Here is a 17,527-nt window from a genome sequence, read left to right on the forward strand (position 1 = left end):
AAAATGATCACGATTTTTTTCTTGGGGTAAATTATTTTCACAAAATTACGGTTGATTGGCACAATTTTCACAAATTTCCTTAAGTAGCTTGATGGTCATCTTTCTCTCGGAGGTTAATTGGAGGCGCTACAAAGGCAAGGAGGTGAAAAGGTGAAGAAGAAGGTCAAAGGTGGCGCGTCCAAAGCCGCCCGCAATCGCCCAGAAGGGTGGGACTAGTCTTTGCTCTGTGAACAGGCCAAGAGATCAGTTGGGATTTGACGGCAGGTCTCGGCCCCTGCCCTTTTTATCAATTTTGGCAAGTTGAAAAAATGGGATCAAAAGATACTGTTCAGATGGGGGATTGCTTTTCAAGTTGTCTGGATGACTGCATTGCCTCGACGATCCCGGGATGATTGTGGCGATGTGGCCGAAAGGCCGAGATATGGTTCAAGAATGAGAAGGAAGCCAGCAAGATAGTGGAGCTGGTGCGCCAAGCCAACGTCTTGAACCAGAAACCGTTGGTCTAGGACGAGTTGAGGTTCATCGCCCAGCATCCTGAAATTTGTCGCGAAATACTGACTATATCGCCCAAGTAATTACAGTTAGATAGTATGGGGCCAGGGCCGGGATTTGAACCCAGGTCGCAGGCTCCACAGGCCCGAATGTTAACCAAGCTACACCACCCTGGCCACAGATGAATTTTGTCCTTTTTTCTTATTTAGGTTTGAAGTCGTGAGATTTTGTGCCTTTAACTTTATATAGCAACCGATGATTTTCGAGGCCTCCAAAATCGAGTTTTGGGGTAACGAAAGGTATTTTAGCGAGCCTCGTGAAGCAGAAACGGAAACTTGGAGAGACAGCGCATGAGCGTGAAGTTTTCTGTGGTGGGAAAGCCGGTCCCCAAGCTTGACGCGGTTAAACTTGCCACGGGTAAGGCGGAGTTTTTGGACGATATCAGGCTGCCTGGAGCGCTCTCGGTGAAGTTGCTCGGCAGTTCATGTGCCCATGCCCGGATAAGGAGGATTGACGTGAGCCGGGCGGAGAGGCTTCCGGGAGTGAAGGGTATCGTCACCTACAAGGATGCACCGAGGGTTCCCTTCAACCCGGGCGTCTACTACATCCTGCCCAAGGACAAATACATTTTCGACGAGAAAGTGCGCTTTGTCGGGGAGCCGGTGGCGGCCGTGGCGGCGGTGGACGAGGACACCGCCGAGGAGGCAGTCTCGCTGATCAATGTTGAGTATGAGGAGTTGCCGGCGGTTTTTGACCCAGTCGCAGCCATGGACCCCAAGGCGCCCAAAATCCACGACACCAACATCGCCGCTCACATCACTAGGGAGTGGGGAAATGTTGAGAAGGGCTTCCGCGAGGCGGATCGCATTTTTGAAGGCAAGTACACGACCGGAAGGCAGGCGCACGCCCCGATTGAGCCCCACGCCTGCGCGGCCTCTTATGAGTTGGGAAAGCTGACCGTCTGGACGACCAGCCAGATTCCCTTTCACGTTCGTTCCATCTTGTCTGAGGTCTTCGGTTTGCCCCAGCACAGGATCAGGGTAATCACCTCCTTCGTGGGTGGAGGCTTCGGCGGCAAGGACGAGGTCATCCTTGAGCCCATCTGCGCCCTGTTGGCGATCAAGCTCGGCGCCACCGTCAAGTTGAGGCTGAACCGTGATGAGGTCTTTTACACGACCACAACCAGACACCCCTCGATAATCTGGTTGAAGACAGGGGTGAAGAAGGATGGGACCTTGGTGGCGAGGCAGGTAAAGGCGATCCTGAACACGGGTGCCTATGCTTCCCACGGGCCCTCGGTGGCCGGCGCTATGAGCACGAGGGAGCTGGGTCTTTACAAGTCGCCCCACGTGAGTTTTGAGGCTGATGTAGTCTACACCAACAGCCCCACGGCCGGAGCCTTCCGCGGCTATGGAAACCCGCAGCAGAGCTTTGCCGTGGAATCGCAATTGGATGAAATCGCCGAGGAACTGGGCATCGACCGCGTGGAGCTGAGGCTGAAGAACACCATCCGCAGCGGTGATATAAACCCCGGGACCGGTTTGAGGATTGAGAGCTGCGGGCTGGAGGAGTGCATAAGGAGGGCCACGGAAAGGATAGGCTGGCGGCAGAAGTCCCGAGACATCGAGAGTGGCAGGTTGAAGAACCGCGGTCTGGGCATCGCCTGCCTGATGCACAACAGCGGTGCCTTCCCCTACATCAAGGAATCATCTTCAGCGATCGTTCAGATCAACGAGGATGGCTCGGTGCAGGTGATGACGGGGGCGACCGACATCGGGCAGGGGATCACGACCACCATCGCCCAGATGGTGGCGGAGGAGCTCGGCGTGAATTTGGAGAGCATAGCGGTTTCCCGTCCCGACACCGAGTTTGTTCCGGTGGACCGGGGAACCTACGCCAGCGGAGAGCTCTACATCAGCGGTCAGGCGGCGAGGCTGGCCGCCGCGGATGCCAAGCAGCAGCTACTAAAGAAGGCAGCCGAGGTGATGGAGGCCAAGCCCGATGATTTAGAGATCGTTGGCGGTGTAGTTCGGTTGAAGAAGAATCCGCAGGTGGGAAAGACCATTCGAGAGATAGTCGGTGAGGTGGCGATAGTCGGCAGGGCCTCATACATGCCGCCGAGCAACGCCCCGCTGTTTGGCGCCATGTGCGTGGAGCTGGAGGTAGACCCAGAACTCGGCAGCATCAGAGTGCTGAATATTACTTATGCAGCCGACGTCGGTCGGGCGATCAACCCCTTAATAGTTGAGGGACAGATCGAGGGCGGGGCAGTGATGGGGTTGGGCTTCACTCTCACCGAGGAGTTGGTTCTGGACAGCAATGGTCGGGTGATCAACAAGAACTTCACCGACTACAAGCTTCTCCATGCGTCAGATTTGCCGCGGATAGAGCCCATCATCGTTGAATCCCATGAGCCAACGGGACCATTCGCCGCTAAGGGGGTTGGTGAGCCTGCCTTGGTTCCAGTGGCTCCAGCCATAGCCAACGCTATATACCAGGCGGTCGGCGTCAGGATAAGAGATCTGCCGATAACTCATAATAAAATACTGAGGGCCCTAAAAGACCGTTTAAAGTGACGAATGCGTCGTTGTTGGACTTGTATCGCTCAGTCCATATATACTGTCGCTTAAACTACTTAGATCTAAGTTATCAGAAGTAGAATAATTAACATCACCAAAAATAGCTAACGAGATACTATACAAAGTTGAGCATGATAAATTGCGTCAAAAATTATTCGGCTAAAACCTGCTTTTTTCTTAGAATAATTCAGATAAAATTCTCGTTAATCTAGCACCAGCGAAAGAAATATGGATGGCTTATTTGGCCGCTGAGGGATGGTGCGGGGGGAGGGATTTGAACCCTCAACATTCGGATATCAGACCCAGGAGTCTTCAGTTTTGCCCCTCGAGGGCTGTCCCCAAGGTCCGACACTATTGAGCCAGGTTTTACCTGGTCTCCCATTTCAATCCGGTGGCCTTTATCCACCAGATGGTTGAGTTACCCCCGCACCTTCAAATTCTCTGTAGTTTGAAGTTAAAAATGCTACTCTGCGGCAATTGCATCTTCAAACTTTTTTCGATAATCCGAAAAAGGCAGGTATAAGATGTGATTTTTGATGAAAAGGATATTGATTATAAGTCCGCGCGCGATAACCTAAGCTGATGGTGATGTTTAGTTATAGGGGCGAGGTTGAGAAAATTTTGCGAAGGGCAGCAGTAAAAGTTGGTGACAAAATTAAGGTCGTAAGCCGCCGCCGAGCCTATATCGGTGTTTTGATGCCCCGCACCGAGCTGGGTGATCCTAATCATCTGGTTCTCAAGTTGGCCAACGGTTACAACATCGGCGTGAAGGTCGATAGAGACACTGAGGTTACCTTGCTGGAAAGTCAAGAGCTACCAGAACTAGCCGTGCCCAAGCCAGAGAGGCCCCAGGATCCATCTAAGCCACGGGTGACGATAGTGGGCACCGGGGGGACGATTGCCAGCAGGGTCGATTACCGCACCGGAGCGGTCTATCCTGCGTTTACTCCTGAGGACATTTACGGCGCGGTCCCAGAGATAGCCGAGATTGCCAACATCAAGGTCGTTCAGGCCTGCAACGTGTTCAGCGAGCACATGACCCCAGACCTCTGGGTGAAGATAGCCCGGGTTGTAGCCAAGGAAATCAACGGCGGGGCTACGGGCGTCGTCGTGGCCCACGGCACCGACACGATGAGTTATACCGCCGCCGCACTGAGCTTCATGCTCAAAGGATTATTCCGCCCGGTAGTTTTAGTGGGATCGCAAAGGTCCTCTGACCGGCCGAGCAGCGATGCCGCCTTGAACCTGATTTCAGCAGTCGCAGTCGCCGCCCGGTCGGATATCGCCGAAGTTGTTGTTGTCATGCACGGGTCAACCGAGGACGACTTCTGCTTAATCCATAGGGGGACGAAGGTAAGGAAGTGCCACACCAGCCGCAGGGACGCTTTTCAGAGCATCAACGACATCCCTCTGGGTATGGTACGAAACGGACAGATCAAGCTGTTCCGCGATGACTATCACCGCGCCAGCTCCGAGGGCAGGGTCAGAGTGCAGGGCCGGTTTGAGAAAAAAGTCGCCCTGTTGAAGGCCACACCGGGTTTGCCCTCCAGCGTTATCAAAGGTATCGTGGCTTCGGGTGATAAAGGTATCGTGATTGAGGGGACCGGGCTGGGCCATGCTCCCCAATCTCTTTTCGAGGGAATCGAATTCGCCGGAAAGAGAAAAGTACCTGTGGTGATGACATCGCAGTGCCTCTGGGGGAGGGTTAATATGAACGTCTATTCAACGGGCCGCGACCTGCTCCAGCTCGGCGTGATCCCTGCCGAGGACATGCTCCCTGAGGTGGCTTGGGTGAAGCTGATGTGGGTTCTGGGCAGGACCAAGGATCCAGATAAAGTGGCCAAGTTAATGCAGCGAAATCTGACTGGAGAGATAACCCCTAGAACCCGACCCGATGTTTTTCTAAAAACCATCTTCACCTCTGAGTAAAGCAGATTTTTCATATTACCGCTAACCCTCTGAGCACGAATACCGCCGCCACGCTGAGCAGGGTGGGGACGAAAAGGCTCTGGCAGGTTGACTTAACGTCGAGATCAAATCTGGAGATGATCATCAGGTTGGTGACAGCTGGGGGCATCAGCGACATGATCAGCAGCGTGTTTCTTACCGCTTCCGTGGGGATGAAGATCACCGCCAAAATCAGGGCGATAACTGGTGAGATCAACAACCTATTGACGGTGATGATCCCGGTGACGCGGTTGGTGAAGATCAGCAGCGACTCCTTGGAGAGGGGCAGGATCATGCCGACGAAAATCAGGCTCAGGTAAACGGTCATCAGGCCGAACTGGTGCAGCCAGTAAAAGGCGGCCGTCTCCACAAAGCCCGGGATCACGGGGCGGGCCAGAAAGCCAAGCAGGAACCCTAGCAGCGGAGGGTAGGTGACAGCCCGGGTGAGCACCTTCTTTTCAAACTTGCCGTGGCCCCAGTAGGAGGCAAGGAAGACCCCCACTGTGTTGTGAAGAATCATCGTGGGTAGGGAGAAGAGCAGGGCTGCGGAGAGGTCGCCGTAGAACGCGTAGATAAGGGGGAAAGGGAGGAAGATGTTGTTGAAGAAGGTCGAGTTGATCACGACAGTTCCCAGCTCCTTTGTGTTGAATTTTTTGGAGGAGAGGTAGCTCACGCCGAAACAAAAACCAACATAGGTGACCGAGAGCAGCACGATGTTTCCTAGGGTGAGTCCAGACAGGTCAGCTTTGAAGATCTCAGCAAACATCAGAATCGGGGCCATGATGTTAATGAGAAGGAACTCGAGGTGCTTTGGCTTCAGACCGGACTTGACTTGCCCGAGTAGGATGCCCAATCCCATCAGCGAGGGCATCACCACGATGTTGGTTAGATCGCTCAACTCATCCCTCCGTAGCCTTTAGCCCCTGATTCAAATCATAGTGAAATAAGAATCTCTTTAGCTGATAAGGATATACCTCGGTGGTTCTTCGATTTTGGGGGATAAATTAGTAGTAGCCAATCATGGGCTTCTTTTGACTTGAAATCTCAGTACCGCAACCTCTTTACTAAAATACTACATCAGCAGAGATGGATTTGATGGAGAAGCAGAAAATTGATTTCGGAAAAATAGGCCTGCGCGTGGGCTTCGAGATTCATCAGGAGCTGGCGACGTCCAAGCTCTTCTGCAGCTGTCCCTCCCAGCTCCGTGACGATCATCCAAGCTTTCAGGTCAGGCGGAGATTACGCCCGACCCAGAGCGAGCTAGGCGAGATCGACCGCGCCGCCCTTGCTGAGGCGATCAAGGGCAAGGCCTTCAGCTATCAGGTATATCCCGACAGCATCTGTTTGGTGGAGCTAGATGAGGAGCCACCTCACTCTGTTAACGAGGAGGCGCTCGACATCGCGCTCGAGATAGCGCTTTTGCTCAACGCCACCCCTGTTGACGAGGTTCACGTGATGAGGAAAATCGTAATCGACGGCAGCAACACTTGCGGCTTCCAGCGAACGATGTTGGTTGCCACCGAAGGCAGCTTCGAGGTCGATGGTAAAAGGATCAGCATCCCGACAATTTGTCTGGAGGAGGATGCTGCCAGAAAAGTGGGTGAGAGATGCGAGTTGGTTGAATATCGTTTGGATCGGCTTGGTATTCCGCTCGTTGAAATCGCTACCGGTCCCGACTTCAGCGATCCAGAAACTCCGGCCAAGGCAGCCCTTTACATCGGACAGCTCCTTCGCGCCACAGGTAGGGTGAAGCGCGGCATCGGAACCATCCGTCAGGACATAAACATCTCCATCGCTGCGGGTGCCCGCCAAGAGATAAAAGGCGTACAGGAGCTGGGTCTCATCTCGACGGTGATTGAGCGAGAGGTTCAGCGGCAACTGGCGCTTCTGGAGATTCGTGAAGAACTGAAGCGTCGCGGCGCGAAGAGGTTGGAGAAAAAAATTGTCGATGTGACGGAGATTTTTTCAAAAACTGGTTCAAAACTGATTCAGAGATCCTTGGCCAGTGGAGGTTCAGTCTTGGCGGTGAAACTGGAGAAGTTCGCTGGCCTTCTTGGTAAGGAGATTCAGCCCGGAAGAAGGTTTGGAACCGAACTATCCGACCGGGCCAAAACCTACGGCAAGGTGGGTGGGCTCTTTCACACCGACGAACTTCCTAGCTATGGTGTCTCTGCTGAGGAGGTTAGTCGAATAAGGCAGGAGGTGGGCGCAGAGGAAATGGATGCCGTGGTTTTGATCGCTGACCGCAGGGAAAAGGCGGTGGCGGCACTTGAGGCAGTTGTTGATCGGGCCAATGAGGCGTTGGCTGGAGTTCCTGAAGAAACGCGTCGGGCTTTGGAGAATGGAAATACCGAGTTCATGCGTCCGCTGCCCGGTGCCAGCCGCATGTACCCCGAGACTGACATTCCTCCTATCACAATAACTCCTGCTAGGATTAGAAAGATCAGAAGTCGGCTTCCGGAGCCACCGGAGAAGACCTGCGAGAGACTCCTGGAGAAATATCACCTCAGCCAAGATCTCGCCGAACGTCTGAGCCTTTCCGATAACCTGAACCTGTTTGAGGAGCTGGTTACGAGCACGGGAGCAGACCCGACCTTGGTCGCGGCGACTCTTGAGGGCACCATTGTCAGCCTGCGTCGTGAAGGAGTTGAGGTCGAGAAGATAACCAAGGAAACCCTCCAGGAGGTGTTTCGGCGGGTGGCGGGTGGAGACGTGGCCAAGGAGGCCGTCCCCGAGGTGCTCCGGCTGGCCTCGCAGGGAGTCGGCATCAGTGAGGCTGTAGAAAAGCTCGGGCTCTCCCGTCTTGGCACAACCGAGCTAGAAAGTCTGGTCGCCGAGGTTGTTGCGGAGAATCTGAAGCTGATTCAGGAGAGGGGAACGAGAGCCATTGATCCCCTCATGGGCATCCTGATGGCAAAGGTAAGGGGAAAGGCCGACGGAAGAGTTGTACACGAGCTATTAAAAAAGGAGATAGAAAGGAACCTCTAGTTATCAGACTCCCCGCTGTTTATTTTAATCCATACTCACCAGCATAGTTAGGTAGTTGGATGTGCGGCATCGTGGGTTATATCGGCAGCCGTCCAGCAGCGCCGATATTACTGGAGGCGCTCCGGCGACTTGAGTATCGGGGTTATGATTCAGCCGGAATGGCCACGGTTTTTAAAAAATTGTTCGTCAAAAAGGACCGAGGGAGAATTGCTGATATTGACCGGAGGCTAAAATTGGCGGAGATGCCGGGCCACTTGGGTTTGGGACACACTCGCTGGGCTACGCACGGCGAGCCCTCCAGAGTTAACGCTCACCCTCACCTCGACAACTCGGAAAAAATTGCCGTGGTACATAACGGAATTATCGAGAACTATTCAGAAATAAAAAAGTTCCTCCAGAAACATGGTTATCGTTTCTTTTCAAAGACCGACACCGAGGTAATTCCCAACTTGATCTCCTATTTTGTTGGTCGGGGCTATGATCTGGAGGAGAGCGTTAGGCGGGCAGCCAAGCGGCTGAAGGGCAGTTTCGCTTTGGCCATTGTCAGTGTGGATGAGCCAGATAGGATCATTGCGGTTCGTCAGGATAGCCCGTTGATTATAGGACTCGGAAGCGGAGAGACCTTTTTGGCCTCAGATATACCCGCGATGCTCCAGCACACCAACCGGGTGGTGGTGCTTGAGAACGGCGAGATGGCGGTACTGGCGCCTGGCCACGTGGTGATTAAAAAGTTCAGTTCCGGTGTCGAGGTTAAACGAAAGCCCATGGTGATCAGGTGGACGGCCGAGATGGCGGAGAAGGATGGTTATCCTCACTTCACCTTGAAGGAGATCTTTCAGCAGCCGGGCGCTGTTCAAGAAACTCTTCGCGCGCCGTTAGATGAGCTGAAAAAGCTGGCCAGATTTCTGCTCAGTGCCAAACGGGTTTATTTTGTCGCCTGCGGCACCTCCTTCCATGCTGCGCTGGTGGCGAAATATGTGCTGGCTAAGCTGGCCGAGTTTCCGGTAGAGGTAGTGATTTCCTCAGAGTTCGGCGAGATTGGCAGTAGCGATGACGAAACGGCAGTGTTGGCCATCACCCAGTCAGGAGAGACGGCTGATACGCTGAAAGCGGTTGAGGCCGCCAAGGCTGCTGGGGCAAAGGTAGCCTGCCTGACCAACGTTGTGGGCAGTTCCATAACTAGAATGAGCGACCTAGTCTGCTATACCTATGCTGGACCTGAGGTCAGCGTGGTAGCGACGAAAACTTTTGCCGCTCAGGTGGCCTACTTGCTGCGGCTCGCCATACAACTGGCTGAGGAGAGGGAAAGATCCTGTGTGAGGTGTAGGAGCTTGGCAGCTGGGCTGATGTTGCTGCCCGATGACATGCGAAGAGTTTTGGATGGGATAAATTCTCAGGTGAAACGGCTAGCTCGTCGTCTAGCTAAAGCGGATAATATTTATCTTATCGGGCGCGGGATTGGCTACCCGCTGGTGCTGGAAGGAGCCCTAAAGATTAAGGAGATCACTTACATCCATTCAGAGGGAATGCCAGCCGGTGAACTCAAGCATGGAACTCTGGCGCTAATCGAGGAGGAGACGCCAGTCATTGCCGTGGTGCCACCTGGGGAAATGCGGGTGAAGATGGTAAGCAATGTCGAGGAGGTAAAGGCACGTGGGGCCTACGTCATCGCCATAGCCGACAATGGCAAGGACCTCAGGGAGCATGTCGACGAACTGATATCGATTCCGCACACTGAGGAGTTCTTTAGCCCCCTTCTCTTCATCATCCCGCTTCAGCTGCTCGCCTATTATATTACTGTGGAAAAAGGACAGGACCCCGACCGACCCCGATCATTGGCCAAATCGGTCACGGTGGAGTAGCTAGATCAGCAGCTTGCCTTCCTTCATCAGTAGTTTCCCATCCAGCTCAACGGTGGGCTTCTTGAAGATGCCGTCGATGTGGATGCCTGCTTTGACCTTCCCCCCGAAGGTGGAGTTGTCACCCAGTGCCACATGACAGGTTCCAAGTACTTTTTCATCCTCAAGAACCTGTCCGATCAACCGAGCCTTGGGATTAGTTCCGATGCCGAACTCAGCTAGGTTCCGTGCCTTTGGCCCGGCTTCGTTCAACATTTTCCTCAGTTTTATGGCCGATGACCCAGCTATTTCTTCAGCCACTCCCCTCTCTATCACTATCTCAGTTCTACCTGTAGTCGTGTCGATAATTGATCCGTCAACGACAACCTTTCCCTCTCCGGTTCCCTCAACCGGAGCGATGAAAGCCTCTCCAGCGGGCAGGTTGCCGAAATCACCCGGGCGATGGAAGATACCCGTGTCTGGATGAGCTCTCCTCCCTTCAATGCTGAATTTCAGGTCTGTCCCCGCTTCTGTTTTGACTTCAACTTCCGACGCTCGGTCAAGAAGAGCGGCAATTTTATTAGTTAGCCGAGCCACCTCACGGTAGTCAGCCAGCATGGCTCCTCTCTGCATCATCTCTTCCGTGATTCCAGGCATGGTGGCTACTCTGGCTCCAGCCTTACAGGCCCGTAAACGCGCTTGCGTGTGGGTGAGAGAATAGGTGGTCGGGGCAATGACCACGTCAAAATGAGTCATGGCCAGAGCTACCGGTTCAGGCGGCTCCTGCCCGTGTCTTTTGCCCACGGGCATGCAGATTAACGTCACCGCTGCTCCGCGCTTCCTAGCGACATCAGCAATCGTTTCCGCGATTTTCATCCTAAGTGGATCGGTGACGATAAGCACTTTTTCGTTTCTTCGAATCTTCAGACAGGTGTCTACTACCATTCTGGCGCCGCGGATCATGGGGTTCATGAGAATACCAACTAGATAAGTCCAGCTTTGAAGAGTTCCTCCCGAAAAGATGACAGGATCTCCCGAATAGCTCCCTCTTCCGCCGCGTGAATTTCAATGTAACCGTTGGGGAACAGTAACAGGTAATTGCCTCGTCTCAGGGTGAACTTTACCACGTTCTTCTTGGAGGTAGTTATGGGTTTAACGTTGGGAAGTCGCTTCAAGACCTCAGCGATGTCCACCGGCTTGTTAATTTTCGAGGTGGCTCTTAGTGATTTTATTTTGGGAACATCGAAGATATCATGAATGCGCGGCATCTCACTTACGGATGGGCTGCTTTCTTCCACCTTAACCCCTGCTTGAGTTAGACCGAGAACATTTAAATTATACGCGCTTGGCGGCCAGCCTGATGTCCACGTCGCGCACGGTTCTTCTTCCGGCGTGTTCAGCTAACTTAGCCGCTTCGCTGGCGATCTGCATCGCTCGCTCTTCAAGGACCTCTGCGAGCGCAATCGCGGCCTCCTCGCTAACCCGCTTGGCTCCGGATTTCCTTATTACTCGATCTATAGCCGCTATCGGCAATTCAACCATTTTTCTACCTCCTCCGTTTGTTCCAGCCATTTAAGAGCAATTTTTCTTTATTTAAGGCACTATTTAAAGCTATCTGATTAATATTAACTTGCTAAGCATTTTTCGGCTGAAACAGAATGTTTTTAGTTGATTTAACGTCTAGAATTTAATGAATAAAAATTTAAAATTTTTCTCAACGGGTAACAAGGCCCTGATTTAACAAAAAGTCACTTGTTCTCATTAAAAAAATAAAATATTTTTCTTGAAGGTGAAAAGTTAACTTTACAGTAGAAAAAACGACTTTAATTGGAATTTAGAATCCTTTCAATTTCGTCAGCGACTTTTTCCGGAGGTAAATCAGTATTTAGGACGTACCAGCCCTCCCCAGCCAGTGTTAACGCCTTTTTTCTCACCTTTACTATTTCGTCGTGGGTCTCGAACATTTCTTGGATTTTTCTACCTTTTATCCTTCTCAGACATTCCTCAGGGGAGACATCGAGAAAAAACATGAACCGAGAGGTGGGCAACAGGATCTTGAAGAATTTATAGGCTAGCTTGTCGAGAGGAGAGGGAAGATAGGCTGTGCCCATGAGATATCTAACCATGATCAGGGTGTCGCATTTTCTATTGTAGTATTTAAACAGGGACCTGATGACGTCCAAGGCGTAGAAGAGTGAGGCCTTAATTCGGTCCGATTTGCCGCCGGCCAATAGCGCTGTTTTTGCCATTCTGCCGAACCAGTTGTCTTCACTGGGGTGTGATCTGACGACAACCCTCTCTCCTTTTTTCTCATATTTTCTACGGATAATCTCGGCGTGGGTGTCCTTTCCCGAGGCATCTAGGCCGTCGATAACGATAAAGCGCACATTATCACCACGGTCAAATAATAGTGAGATACCAGCACAGCGCCGATGCTATTAGTGGAACGGTCAAGTTGTCTAGGCCTCTGGGGGTCAACATCTCGATGATGGTGGCGATGAGACAGACCGAGAAGAGAACAGTCAATAGTTGCAGTGTTATTGGCAGAGAGTAAAAGATGGCGTTAACCAGAAGCATCGGCATGGTTGTCAAGAACATGGCCAGAGATCCCTCAAGGCTCTTTTTGTCCTGGAAAATCTGAAAGGAGTGTCTGCCGAAACGAACGCCGATGATCGAGGCAAAGCCATCGCCGTAGGACATAGCCAGTATGCCCACGCCGACTACCCAGAGATGTTCGAAGAACAGGTAGGCGAGCACCGTCCAAGAAATAGCATAGTACATTAGACCAAACCCGTGGCCAGCCTGAGAAACCCTGCTTTTACTTTTGATGGGTGAACGGGGGCTGATGAGGAAGGTAAAGACGATGAATGGAGCGGCGGCACCGAAAACCATGGCTTCCTTGGTTTGAAAGATGGGAAGGATAAAGACGATGTTGCCAACCATGATGTGGAGTATTTTTCTGCTTATGGTAGGATACTTGGATAGGATTTTTTCCGAGAGCACGAGCAGAAGGCCAACGTAACCGTAGACGAATAAGATACCCGCGGCATCTTTTGGGAACATTTTTTCACCTAAAGGCGCCAATTAGAAAGGCGAGAAGGCCGATGATCATCGAAACCAGCGTCATCTTCCTATATCTTGCCAGAGGTGGATTTTTCCTAAAAGCAATGGCGGCCGCGATATAAATGAAGAAGATGTCGGTCAGACAAACGAGGAAGAGATAGAGAAAGTTTCCATAGTATGAAGTAGACTTCAGCCAGAAGGGGACGAAGCTCAGGGCTACAGCGATGAGGTAGAAGACTGCCGCTATCCGGCAGGCGTTTTTCTCACCGATGTAGAGCGGCAGGGATTTAACCCCCTTTGACCTGTCTCCAGCCACGTCCATCGTATCTTTCATTATCTCCCGTCCCTCACCGGCCAAGAAGGCGATCAGAGATAGGATCCAAACGGCGGTGGGTATTGTCGGTGAGACGACTGCAGCCCCGAAGAGAAAGGGAACCGCCATGATGTAGGCGATGTATAGATTACCGAGAACTTTCGTCTTTTTCAGTCGCAGATCATATAAGATGGCGAAAGCCCCGGTGGCGATAGCGATAGCGAAACACTGTAAGTTGACCAAGAAGGAAACGAGTATGCCCAAGGGAAAGAGAAGATAAAAGATGACGAGAGCGACCCTTGGTTGTAGGTCCCCCCTCACCAGCGGCCTGTCCATCCTTTTGTTTTTTCGGTCTATTTCTAGGTCGACGTAGTCGTTCAGCGCGAAGGTGCTGGCCTCAAGAAAAAGAGCTGTTAGAAAGGAAAAAACCAACTTAGTTAAGTTAGGCAGGTAACCACTGTTTGCGATCAGGGCACCGATCAGAACGGCCACGAACAGCATCACGCCGTGGTCGAGGCGCATCAGGTCGTAAAGTGCTTTAGCTTTCATTAGAATAATTATCATAAATTTAGGGTAAATATTTTTTGAAGTTGGCCAGACGCTTCTCGACAGAAATTTAAGCAAGCCCCGCCTAATGAGCAAAGGTGGAAGCTTGCCCTGTATGATAATCGCCGGAGGGCAGTGGGGGGATGAAGGCAAGGGAAAGATCGTGGCCTACCTTGCGCTCACCGATAGACCTAAGATAATTGCCCGGGCTGGAGTTGGCCCCAATGCCGGCCACACGGTTAACTATAAGGGCAGGACCTTTGGCTTGAGGCAGATTCCTTCGGGCTTCGTCTATGAGGGTGCCCGGCTGCTGATCGGTCCCGGGGTGCTGGTCAATCCAGAAGTGGTTCTGAAGGAGCTGGAGATGACGGGGACGGCGAATAGGTTTGGGGTTGACAGGAGATGTGCTGTTATTGAGCCAGCCCACATCGAACAGGACACGAAGTCGGAATATCTTCAGGGAAAGATTGGCACCACTGGAACTGGTTGCGGGCCAGCGAACGTGGCGAGGGTTAGTCGCACCGCCAAGTTGGCCGAGGAGGTGCCTGAGCTCAAGCCCTTCCTTGCCGATGTCCCGGCAGAGCTGAACGAGGCAATAGATCACGGGAGTCTTGTGTTTGTTGAGGGCTCACAGGGCTTTGGACTGTCGCTGATCCACGGCACTTATCCTTACGTCACCAGCAAGGACACCACAGCGTCAACACTCGCTGCCGATGTTGGTGTTGGGCCAACCAAGGTAGACGAGGTCATGCTTGTTTTCAAGGCCTATACGAGCCGAGTTGGTCTCGGTCCCTTTCCAACTGAAATTTCACAGGAAAAAGCCGAGGAGCTTGGCATAGTCGAGTTTGGAACAGTCACCGGAAGGCGCCGGAGAATCGGCCTGTTTGACTTCGCTCTGGCCAAGCGCGCCGTCATGATAAACGGTGCCACCCAGCTGACGCTAACCAACTTGGACCGAATGTTCAAGGGAGCCGCGAAGGTGCGAAGGTGGAGAGATCTTCCTAGTGATGCAAAAGATTACGTTGACAAAATTGAGAAAGAGCTGGGCGTGCCCGTGACTATCATCTCCACGGGAAGCGAGGTAGAGGATGTAATCGACCTGCGTTCGGAGAAACTCTGAGGCGGTAATTTGGGTCGCTTGATTATCGCGGTCAGCGGAACTCCCGGCACGGGAAAGTCTGAGTTCTCCAAAAAGCTCGCCGAAAAGCTGCAGGCAAGGTTACTGAGTCTCAATGATTTCATCGAGGAGAATAAGATTTACACCCTCGACCCCGACGGCACTAAATCTGTGGATATTCAAAAGCTACGAAAGTGTTTTGCTAAAAAGGCACGCGATTTAAGTGGAACGGTGGTGGTGGAAGGAATCTTAGCACATCTGCTACCGAAGAAAATTGTTGACCATGTGGTGGTGCTGAGGACACACCCCAAGGTGCTGGAGCTTAGACTGAGAAGGAGAAATTATGCGGATGCGAAAGTGAGGGAAAACGTGGATGCCGAGGCCTTAGACGTGATCCTCTGGGAGGCAGTCGAGGCTCACGGTGTCGATAAGGTCCACGAGATAGACACCACAAATCTAAGCCCAGAAGAAGCCGTGAATCAGTTTTTGCTGGTAATGGAGGGAAAGGTGGTCGCAAGGCCGGGCAAAGTCGATTGGCTTGAAGAACATTTCAAGATAGTAGAGTAAAGTTTATCAATTAGTTCATCATCAGTTAACCGACGGGATCGAGGGGAGAATATGAGCGGGGTAACCAGAACGGCGCTGCTGATGGGCGTGCTTACCGCAATGTTGCTGCTCGTTGGTGTTGCGGCGAGCTATCTGACCGGGATCCCGATGGCTCAGAGCTTAGGTTTCTTCGTCATGCTCTCAATCATAATGAACCTTTCGATGTATTGGTATGCCGACAGGTGGGTGCTCAGCATTTACCGGGCCAAGCTGGTTAGCGAGGCCGAGCAGCCCAAACTTCACAACATGGTCTCCAAGCTGGCGGCTGAAGCTGGATTACCCAAGCCCAAGGTCGCCGTAGTCCCGATAGATGTCCCCAATGCCTTTGCGACGGGCAGATCGCCATCGCACGCGGTCGTTGCGGTGACTAAGGGCGCCCTGGACCTCTTGGATGACGATGAGCTGGAAGGTGTGCTGGGACACGAGCTTTCCCACATCAAAAATCATGACATGCTGGTGAACACGATGGCCGCCATAATCGGAGCCGTGATAACTTATGTTACCTACTTTACCATGTTCAGCGGCCGTAGAGATCGAGACAGCGGGGCGGGGCTGTTGGCCCTGCTGCTGCTTTTGGTTGTGCCCTTTGCGGCCGCGCTCGTCAGACTTTCCATCTCCCGCGGGCGCGAATATGCGGCTGACGAGGATGGAGCGAAGATATCCCGCAAACCTCTGGCTCTGGCCAGTGCCCTGAGGAAGCTGGAGACTGCAGCGAGAAACAGGCCCCTCAAGCAGGGCAATCCTTCTACGGCACATATGTTCGTCGTTAATCCATTCCAAGGCATAAACATCGCCAGCCTATTTTCAACGCACCCTCCAACCCAGCAGAGGATAGCTAGGTTGGAGAACCTCGCCAGATTAATACAGGCTTAGAAACCGAGCACACCTGCTCCAGCGACGTGAAGGAGAATAACAAAAATAATTACTGCGGCAGTGAAGGCTAGAACACTTTTTGGCGAGATTTTTATTCCGCTACCCTCCTCCTGAAAATACCTTATCAGTCCGGCTCCCGTCGGCGGCAGTCTTTCCTCGTTCCTCGGCATGTCAAACCCGTTTTCCTATCCAGTCTAGCCCTCTTAAATCTTTTTGAATAGAAAATCAGAAAAAAATAAGTTGGAGAAATGGAAAAAATGATGTTGCGGGGGTGAAGTACACGAGCACGAAAGCCGTTTTATGGATTAGTGTGGTGTGCTTCTTTGTGGTGGTATTGTTCTTTGATAGAATCCAAACCATGTTTAAAAATATTTTTCGTGAGCTGAGAAGAAAGCTCACCAGAGGACGAGATCCTTACTGGTATGAGTTGAAAAAGCGCGAAGAATCCTAATTTTTACCAAAATTAATTATTAGCACGGAGAAAAATGATATAGCTGTGTCAAGTTAAAACAGAATTTTCTCAAGCCAACAAGGCTATTTTTCAAATAACGTTTCCCTTGAAGAAAGCATAGACGTTTTAGTCAGTCGTCATGTGGTATGAATTGCTTTTGAGCCTCAACAATTTCGGCGCTATTTTTAGCCCTGCTGTAGGCCTCCAGCGGCTCCCGATTTAGCTCTAGAAAGACAGGGCCCCATTTGAAACCGGCGAGAATCTCATTAGCCTTCTCCTTTTCACCGAAAATGAAGAGTGCCGCGGCCAGCGCCTCGGCGGTGCTCAGGGTGGTAGGTTTCCCGTAATGCGTTGGGTTTGCGGCGAGAAGATAAGGCAGGCTTCTTGGCCGGAACCAATTTTTCACTCTGGAGACCTGGTCAATTTTTTTCCAGGAACAGTCGAAGGCAATCAACCCATATTTTCTTGCTAGTTCAGCATCCTCTTTTGAAAGTGCCTTTTCGGCAAAAGGAGTTAGTAAGACGCCGCCCCTGGGTAGCTCTTCAACCCTGAAGACTATTTCAACTTTGCCTGCTCTACACAAGCGCAGTGCCGTACATCTTTTCGGGTCGCATTCTCGGGCATGATATACCGTGATTTGCATGGACATCATTGATGATAACAGGTTTCCTCATTTAGTTTTTAAATGTTTAATCCGCTAGATTTCATGGCTGC

Annotated in this window: 16 protein-coding genes and 1 tRNA gene; 7 read left to right on the forward strand and 10 right to left on the reverse strand. The window is 51.9% G+C overall.

What is annotated here, in order from left to right:
* Positions 1 to 591: 591 nt before the first annotated feature.
* Positions 592 to 668 (reverse strand) — tRNA-His (locus tag QXT02_RS00100).
* Between the two features lie 174 nt (positions 669 to 842).
* On the opposite strand from QXT02_RS00100, the gene QXT02_RS00105 reads away from it, so the two are divergent.
* Together QXT02_RS00105 and gatD are read left to right on the forward strand one after the other, a co-directional pair.
* Positions 843 to 3,068, forward strand: coding sequence for a xanthine dehydrogenase family protein molybdopterin-binding subunit (locus QXT02_RS00105; RefSeq protein WP_342811276.1), 2,226 nt, complete (start codon positions 843 to 845; stop codon positions 3,066 to 3,068).
* 591 nt (positions 3,069 to 3,659) lie between these two features.
* Positions 3,660 to 5,000, forward strand: coding sequence for a Glu-tRNA(Gln) amidotransferase subunit GatD (gene gatD, locus QXT02_RS00110; RefSeq protein WP_342811277.1), 1,341 nt, complete (start codon positions 3,660 to 3,662; stop codon positions 4,998 to 5,000).
* A 10-nt stretch (positions 5,001 to 5,010) separates the two neighbouring features.
* Here the strand turns inward: gatD and QXT02_RS00115 are convergent, their stop codons facing one another.
* Positions 5,011 to 5,916 carry an AEC family transporter gene (locus QXT02_RS00115; protein WP_342811278.1) on the reverse strand — a complete coding sequence of 302 codons (906 nt, stop codon included), beginning with the start codon at positions 5,914 to 5,916 and terminating at the stop codon, positions 5,011 to 5,013.
* 197 nt (positions 5,917 to 6,113) lie between these two features.
* Here QXT02_RS00115 and gatE point away from each other — a divergent pair, with 197 nt between their 5' ends.
* Both gatE and glmS read left to right on the forward strand, forming a co-directional pair.
* Positions 6,114 to 8,006 carry a Glu-tRNA(Gln) amidotransferase subunit GatE gene (gatE, locus tag QXT02_RS00120; protein WP_342811279.1) on the forward strand — a complete coding sequence of 631 codons (1,893 nt, stop codon included), beginning with the start codon at positions 6,114 to 6,116 and terminating at the stop codon, positions 8,004 to 8,006.
* A 59-nt stretch (positions 8,007 to 8,065) separates the two neighbouring features.
* A complete protein-coding gene (glmS, locus tag QXT02_RS00125; RefSeq protein ID WP_342811280.1) occupies positions 8,066 to 9,868 on the forward strand; it encodes a glutamine--fructose-6-phosphate transaminase (isomerizing) in 1,803 nt (600 codons plus the stop codon).
* Here glmS and QXT02_RS00130 read toward each other — a convergent pair whose 3' ends face one another.
* The 6 genes from QXT02_RS00130 to QXT02_RS00155 all read right to left on the reverse strand — a co-directional run bounded on the left by QXT02_RS00130 (position 9,869) and on the right by QXT02_RS00155 (position 13,769).
* The gene (locus QXT02_RS00130; RefSeq protein WP_342811281.1) at positions 9,869 to 10,816 is read right to left on the reverse strand and encodes an aminopeptidase; all 948 of its coding nucleotides are present in this window, start codon (positions 10,814 to 10,816) and stop codon (positions 9,869 to 9,871) included.
* An 11-nt stretch (positions 10,817 to 10,827) separates the two neighbouring features.
* A complete protein-coding gene (locus QXT02_RS00135; RefSeq protein WP_342811282.1) occupies positions 10,828 to 11,142 on the reverse strand; it encodes a hypothetical protein in 315 nt (104 codons plus the stop codon).
* A gap of 37 nt (positions 11,143 to 11,179) precedes the next feature.
* A complete protein-coding gene (locus tag QXT02_RS00140; protein WP_342811283.1) occupies positions 11,180 to 11,386 on the reverse strand; it encodes a histone family protein in 207 nt (68 codons plus the stop codon).
* A 281-nt stretch (positions 11,387 to 11,667) separates the two neighbouring features.
* On the reverse strand, positions 11,668 to 12,231 hold the full coding sequence (locus QXT02_RS00145; protein WP_342811284.1) for a thymidylate kinase: 564 nt from the start codon (positions 12,229 to 12,231) through the stop codon (positions 11,668 to 11,670).
* Between the two features lie 13 nt (positions 12,232 to 12,244).
* Positions 12,245 to 12,907, reverse strand: a complete 663-nt coding sequence (locus QXT02_RS00150; protein WP_342811285.1) for a diacylglycerol/polyprenol kinase family protein — start codon at positions 12,905 to 12,907, stop codon at positions 12,245 to 12,247.
* Between the two features lie 4 nt (positions 12,908 to 12,911).
* Entirely contained in the window at positions 12,912 to 13,769 is an 858-nt protein-coding gene (locus QXT02_RS00155; protein WP_342811286.1) for a UbiA family prenyltransferase, read from the reverse strand.
* Between the two features lie 103 nt (positions 13,770 to 13,872).
* Between QXT02_RS00155 and QXT02_RS00160 the strand changes: the two genes are divergently transcribed.
* The 3 genes from QXT02_RS00160 to QXT02_RS00170 are packed head-to-tail and all read left to right on the forward strand — an operon-like array spanning position 13,873 to position 16,362.
* Positions 13,873 to 14,886, forward strand: coding sequence for an adenylosuccinate synthetase (locus tag QXT02_RS00160; RefSeq protein WP_342811287.1), 1,014 nt, complete (start codon positions 13,873 to 13,875; stop codon positions 14,884 to 14,886).
* Between the two features lie 9 nt (positions 14,887 to 14,895).
* Positions 14,896 to 15,450: an adenylate kinase family protein gene (locus QXT02_RS00165; RefSeq protein WP_342811288.1), complete on the forward strand. Its 555-nt coding sequence runs from the start codon at positions 14,896 to 14,898 to the stop codon at positions 15,448 to 15,450.
* 51 nt (positions 15,451 to 15,501) lie between these two features.
* Complete coding sequence (locus QXT02_RS00170) at positions 15,502 to 16,362, forward strand: M48 family metalloprotease (RefSeq protein WP_342811289.1); 861 nt, start codon at positions 15,502 to 15,504, stop codon at positions 16,360 to 16,362.
* Here the strand turns inward: QXT02_RS00170 and QXT02_RS00175 are convergent.
* Together QXT02_RS00175 and QXT02_RS00180 are read right to left on the reverse strand one after the other, a co-directional pair.
* Positions 16,359 to 16,532, reverse strand: a complete 174-nt coding sequence (locus tag QXT02_RS00175; RefSeq protein ID WP_342811290.1) for a preprotein translocase subunit Sec61beta — start codon at positions 16,530 to 16,532, stop codon at positions 16,359 to 16,361. The genes QXT02_RS00170 and QXT02_RS00175 overlap by 4 nt on opposite strands.
* A 411-nt stretch (positions 16,533 to 16,943) precedes the next feature.
* Positions 16,944 to 17,465, reverse strand: a complete 522-nt coding sequence (locus tag QXT02_RS00180; RefSeq protein WP_342811291.1) for a DUF367 family protein — start codon at positions 17,463 to 17,465, stop codon at positions 16,944 to 16,946.
* Positions 17,466 to 17,527: the final 62 nt, after the last annotated feature.

It is taken from the genome of Hadarchaeum sp. (SeqCode) (assembly GCF_038871235.1).
Lineage (GTDB): Archaea > Hadarchaeota > Hadarchaeia > Hadarchaeales > Hadarchaeaceae > Hadarchaeum.

What these genes read in the sequence shown, in the direction of transcription:
- QXT02_RS00105 (WP_342811276.1), top strand. Translation starts at nt 843, where the DNA reads ATGAGCGTGAAGTTTTCTGTGGTGGGAAAGCCGGTCCCCAAGCTTGAC.
- gatD (WP_342811277.1), top strand. Translation starts at nt 3,660, where the DNA reads ATGTTTAGTTATAGGGGCGAGGTTGAGAAAATTTTGCGAAGGGCAGCA.
- gatE (WP_342811279.1), top strand. Translation starts at nt 6,114, where the DNA reads ATGGAGAAGCAGAAAATTGATTTCGGAAAAATAGGCCTGCGCGTGGGC.
- glmS (WP_342811280.1), top strand. Translation starts at nt 8,066, where the DNA reads ATGTGCGGCATCGTGGGTTATATCGGCAGCCGTCCAGCAGCGCCGATA.
- QXT02_RS00130 (WP_342811281.1), bottom strand. Translation starts at nt 10,816, where the DNA reads ATGAACCCCATGATCCGCGGCGCCAGAATGGTAGTAGACACCTGTCTG.
- QXT02_RS00140 (WP_342811283.1), bottom strand. Translation starts at nt 11,386, where the DNA reads ATGGTTGAATTGCCGATAGCGGCTATAGATCGAGTAATAAGGAAATCC.
- QXT02_RS00150 (WP_342811285.1), bottom strand. Translation starts at nt 12,907, where the DNA reads ATGTTCCCAAAAGATGCCGCGGGTATCTTATTCGTCTACGGTTACGTT.
- QXT02_RS00155 (WP_342811286.1), bottom strand. Translation starts at nt 13,769, where the DNA reads ATGAAAGCTAAAGCACTTTACGACCTGATGCGCCTCGACCACGGCGTG.
- QXT02_RS00170 (WP_342811289.1), top strand. Translation starts at nt 15,502, where the DNA reads ATGAGCGGGGTAACCAGAACGGCGCTGCTGATGGGCGTGCTTACCGCA.
- QXT02_RS00175 (WP_342811290.1), bottom strand. Translation starts at nt 16,532, where the DNA reads ATGCCGAGGAACGAGGAAAGACTGCCGCCGACGGGAGCCGGACTGATA.
- QXT02_RS00180 (WP_342811291.1), bottom strand. Translation starts at nt 17,465, where the DNA reads ATGATGTCCATGCAAATCACGGTATATCATGCCCGAGAATGCGACCCG.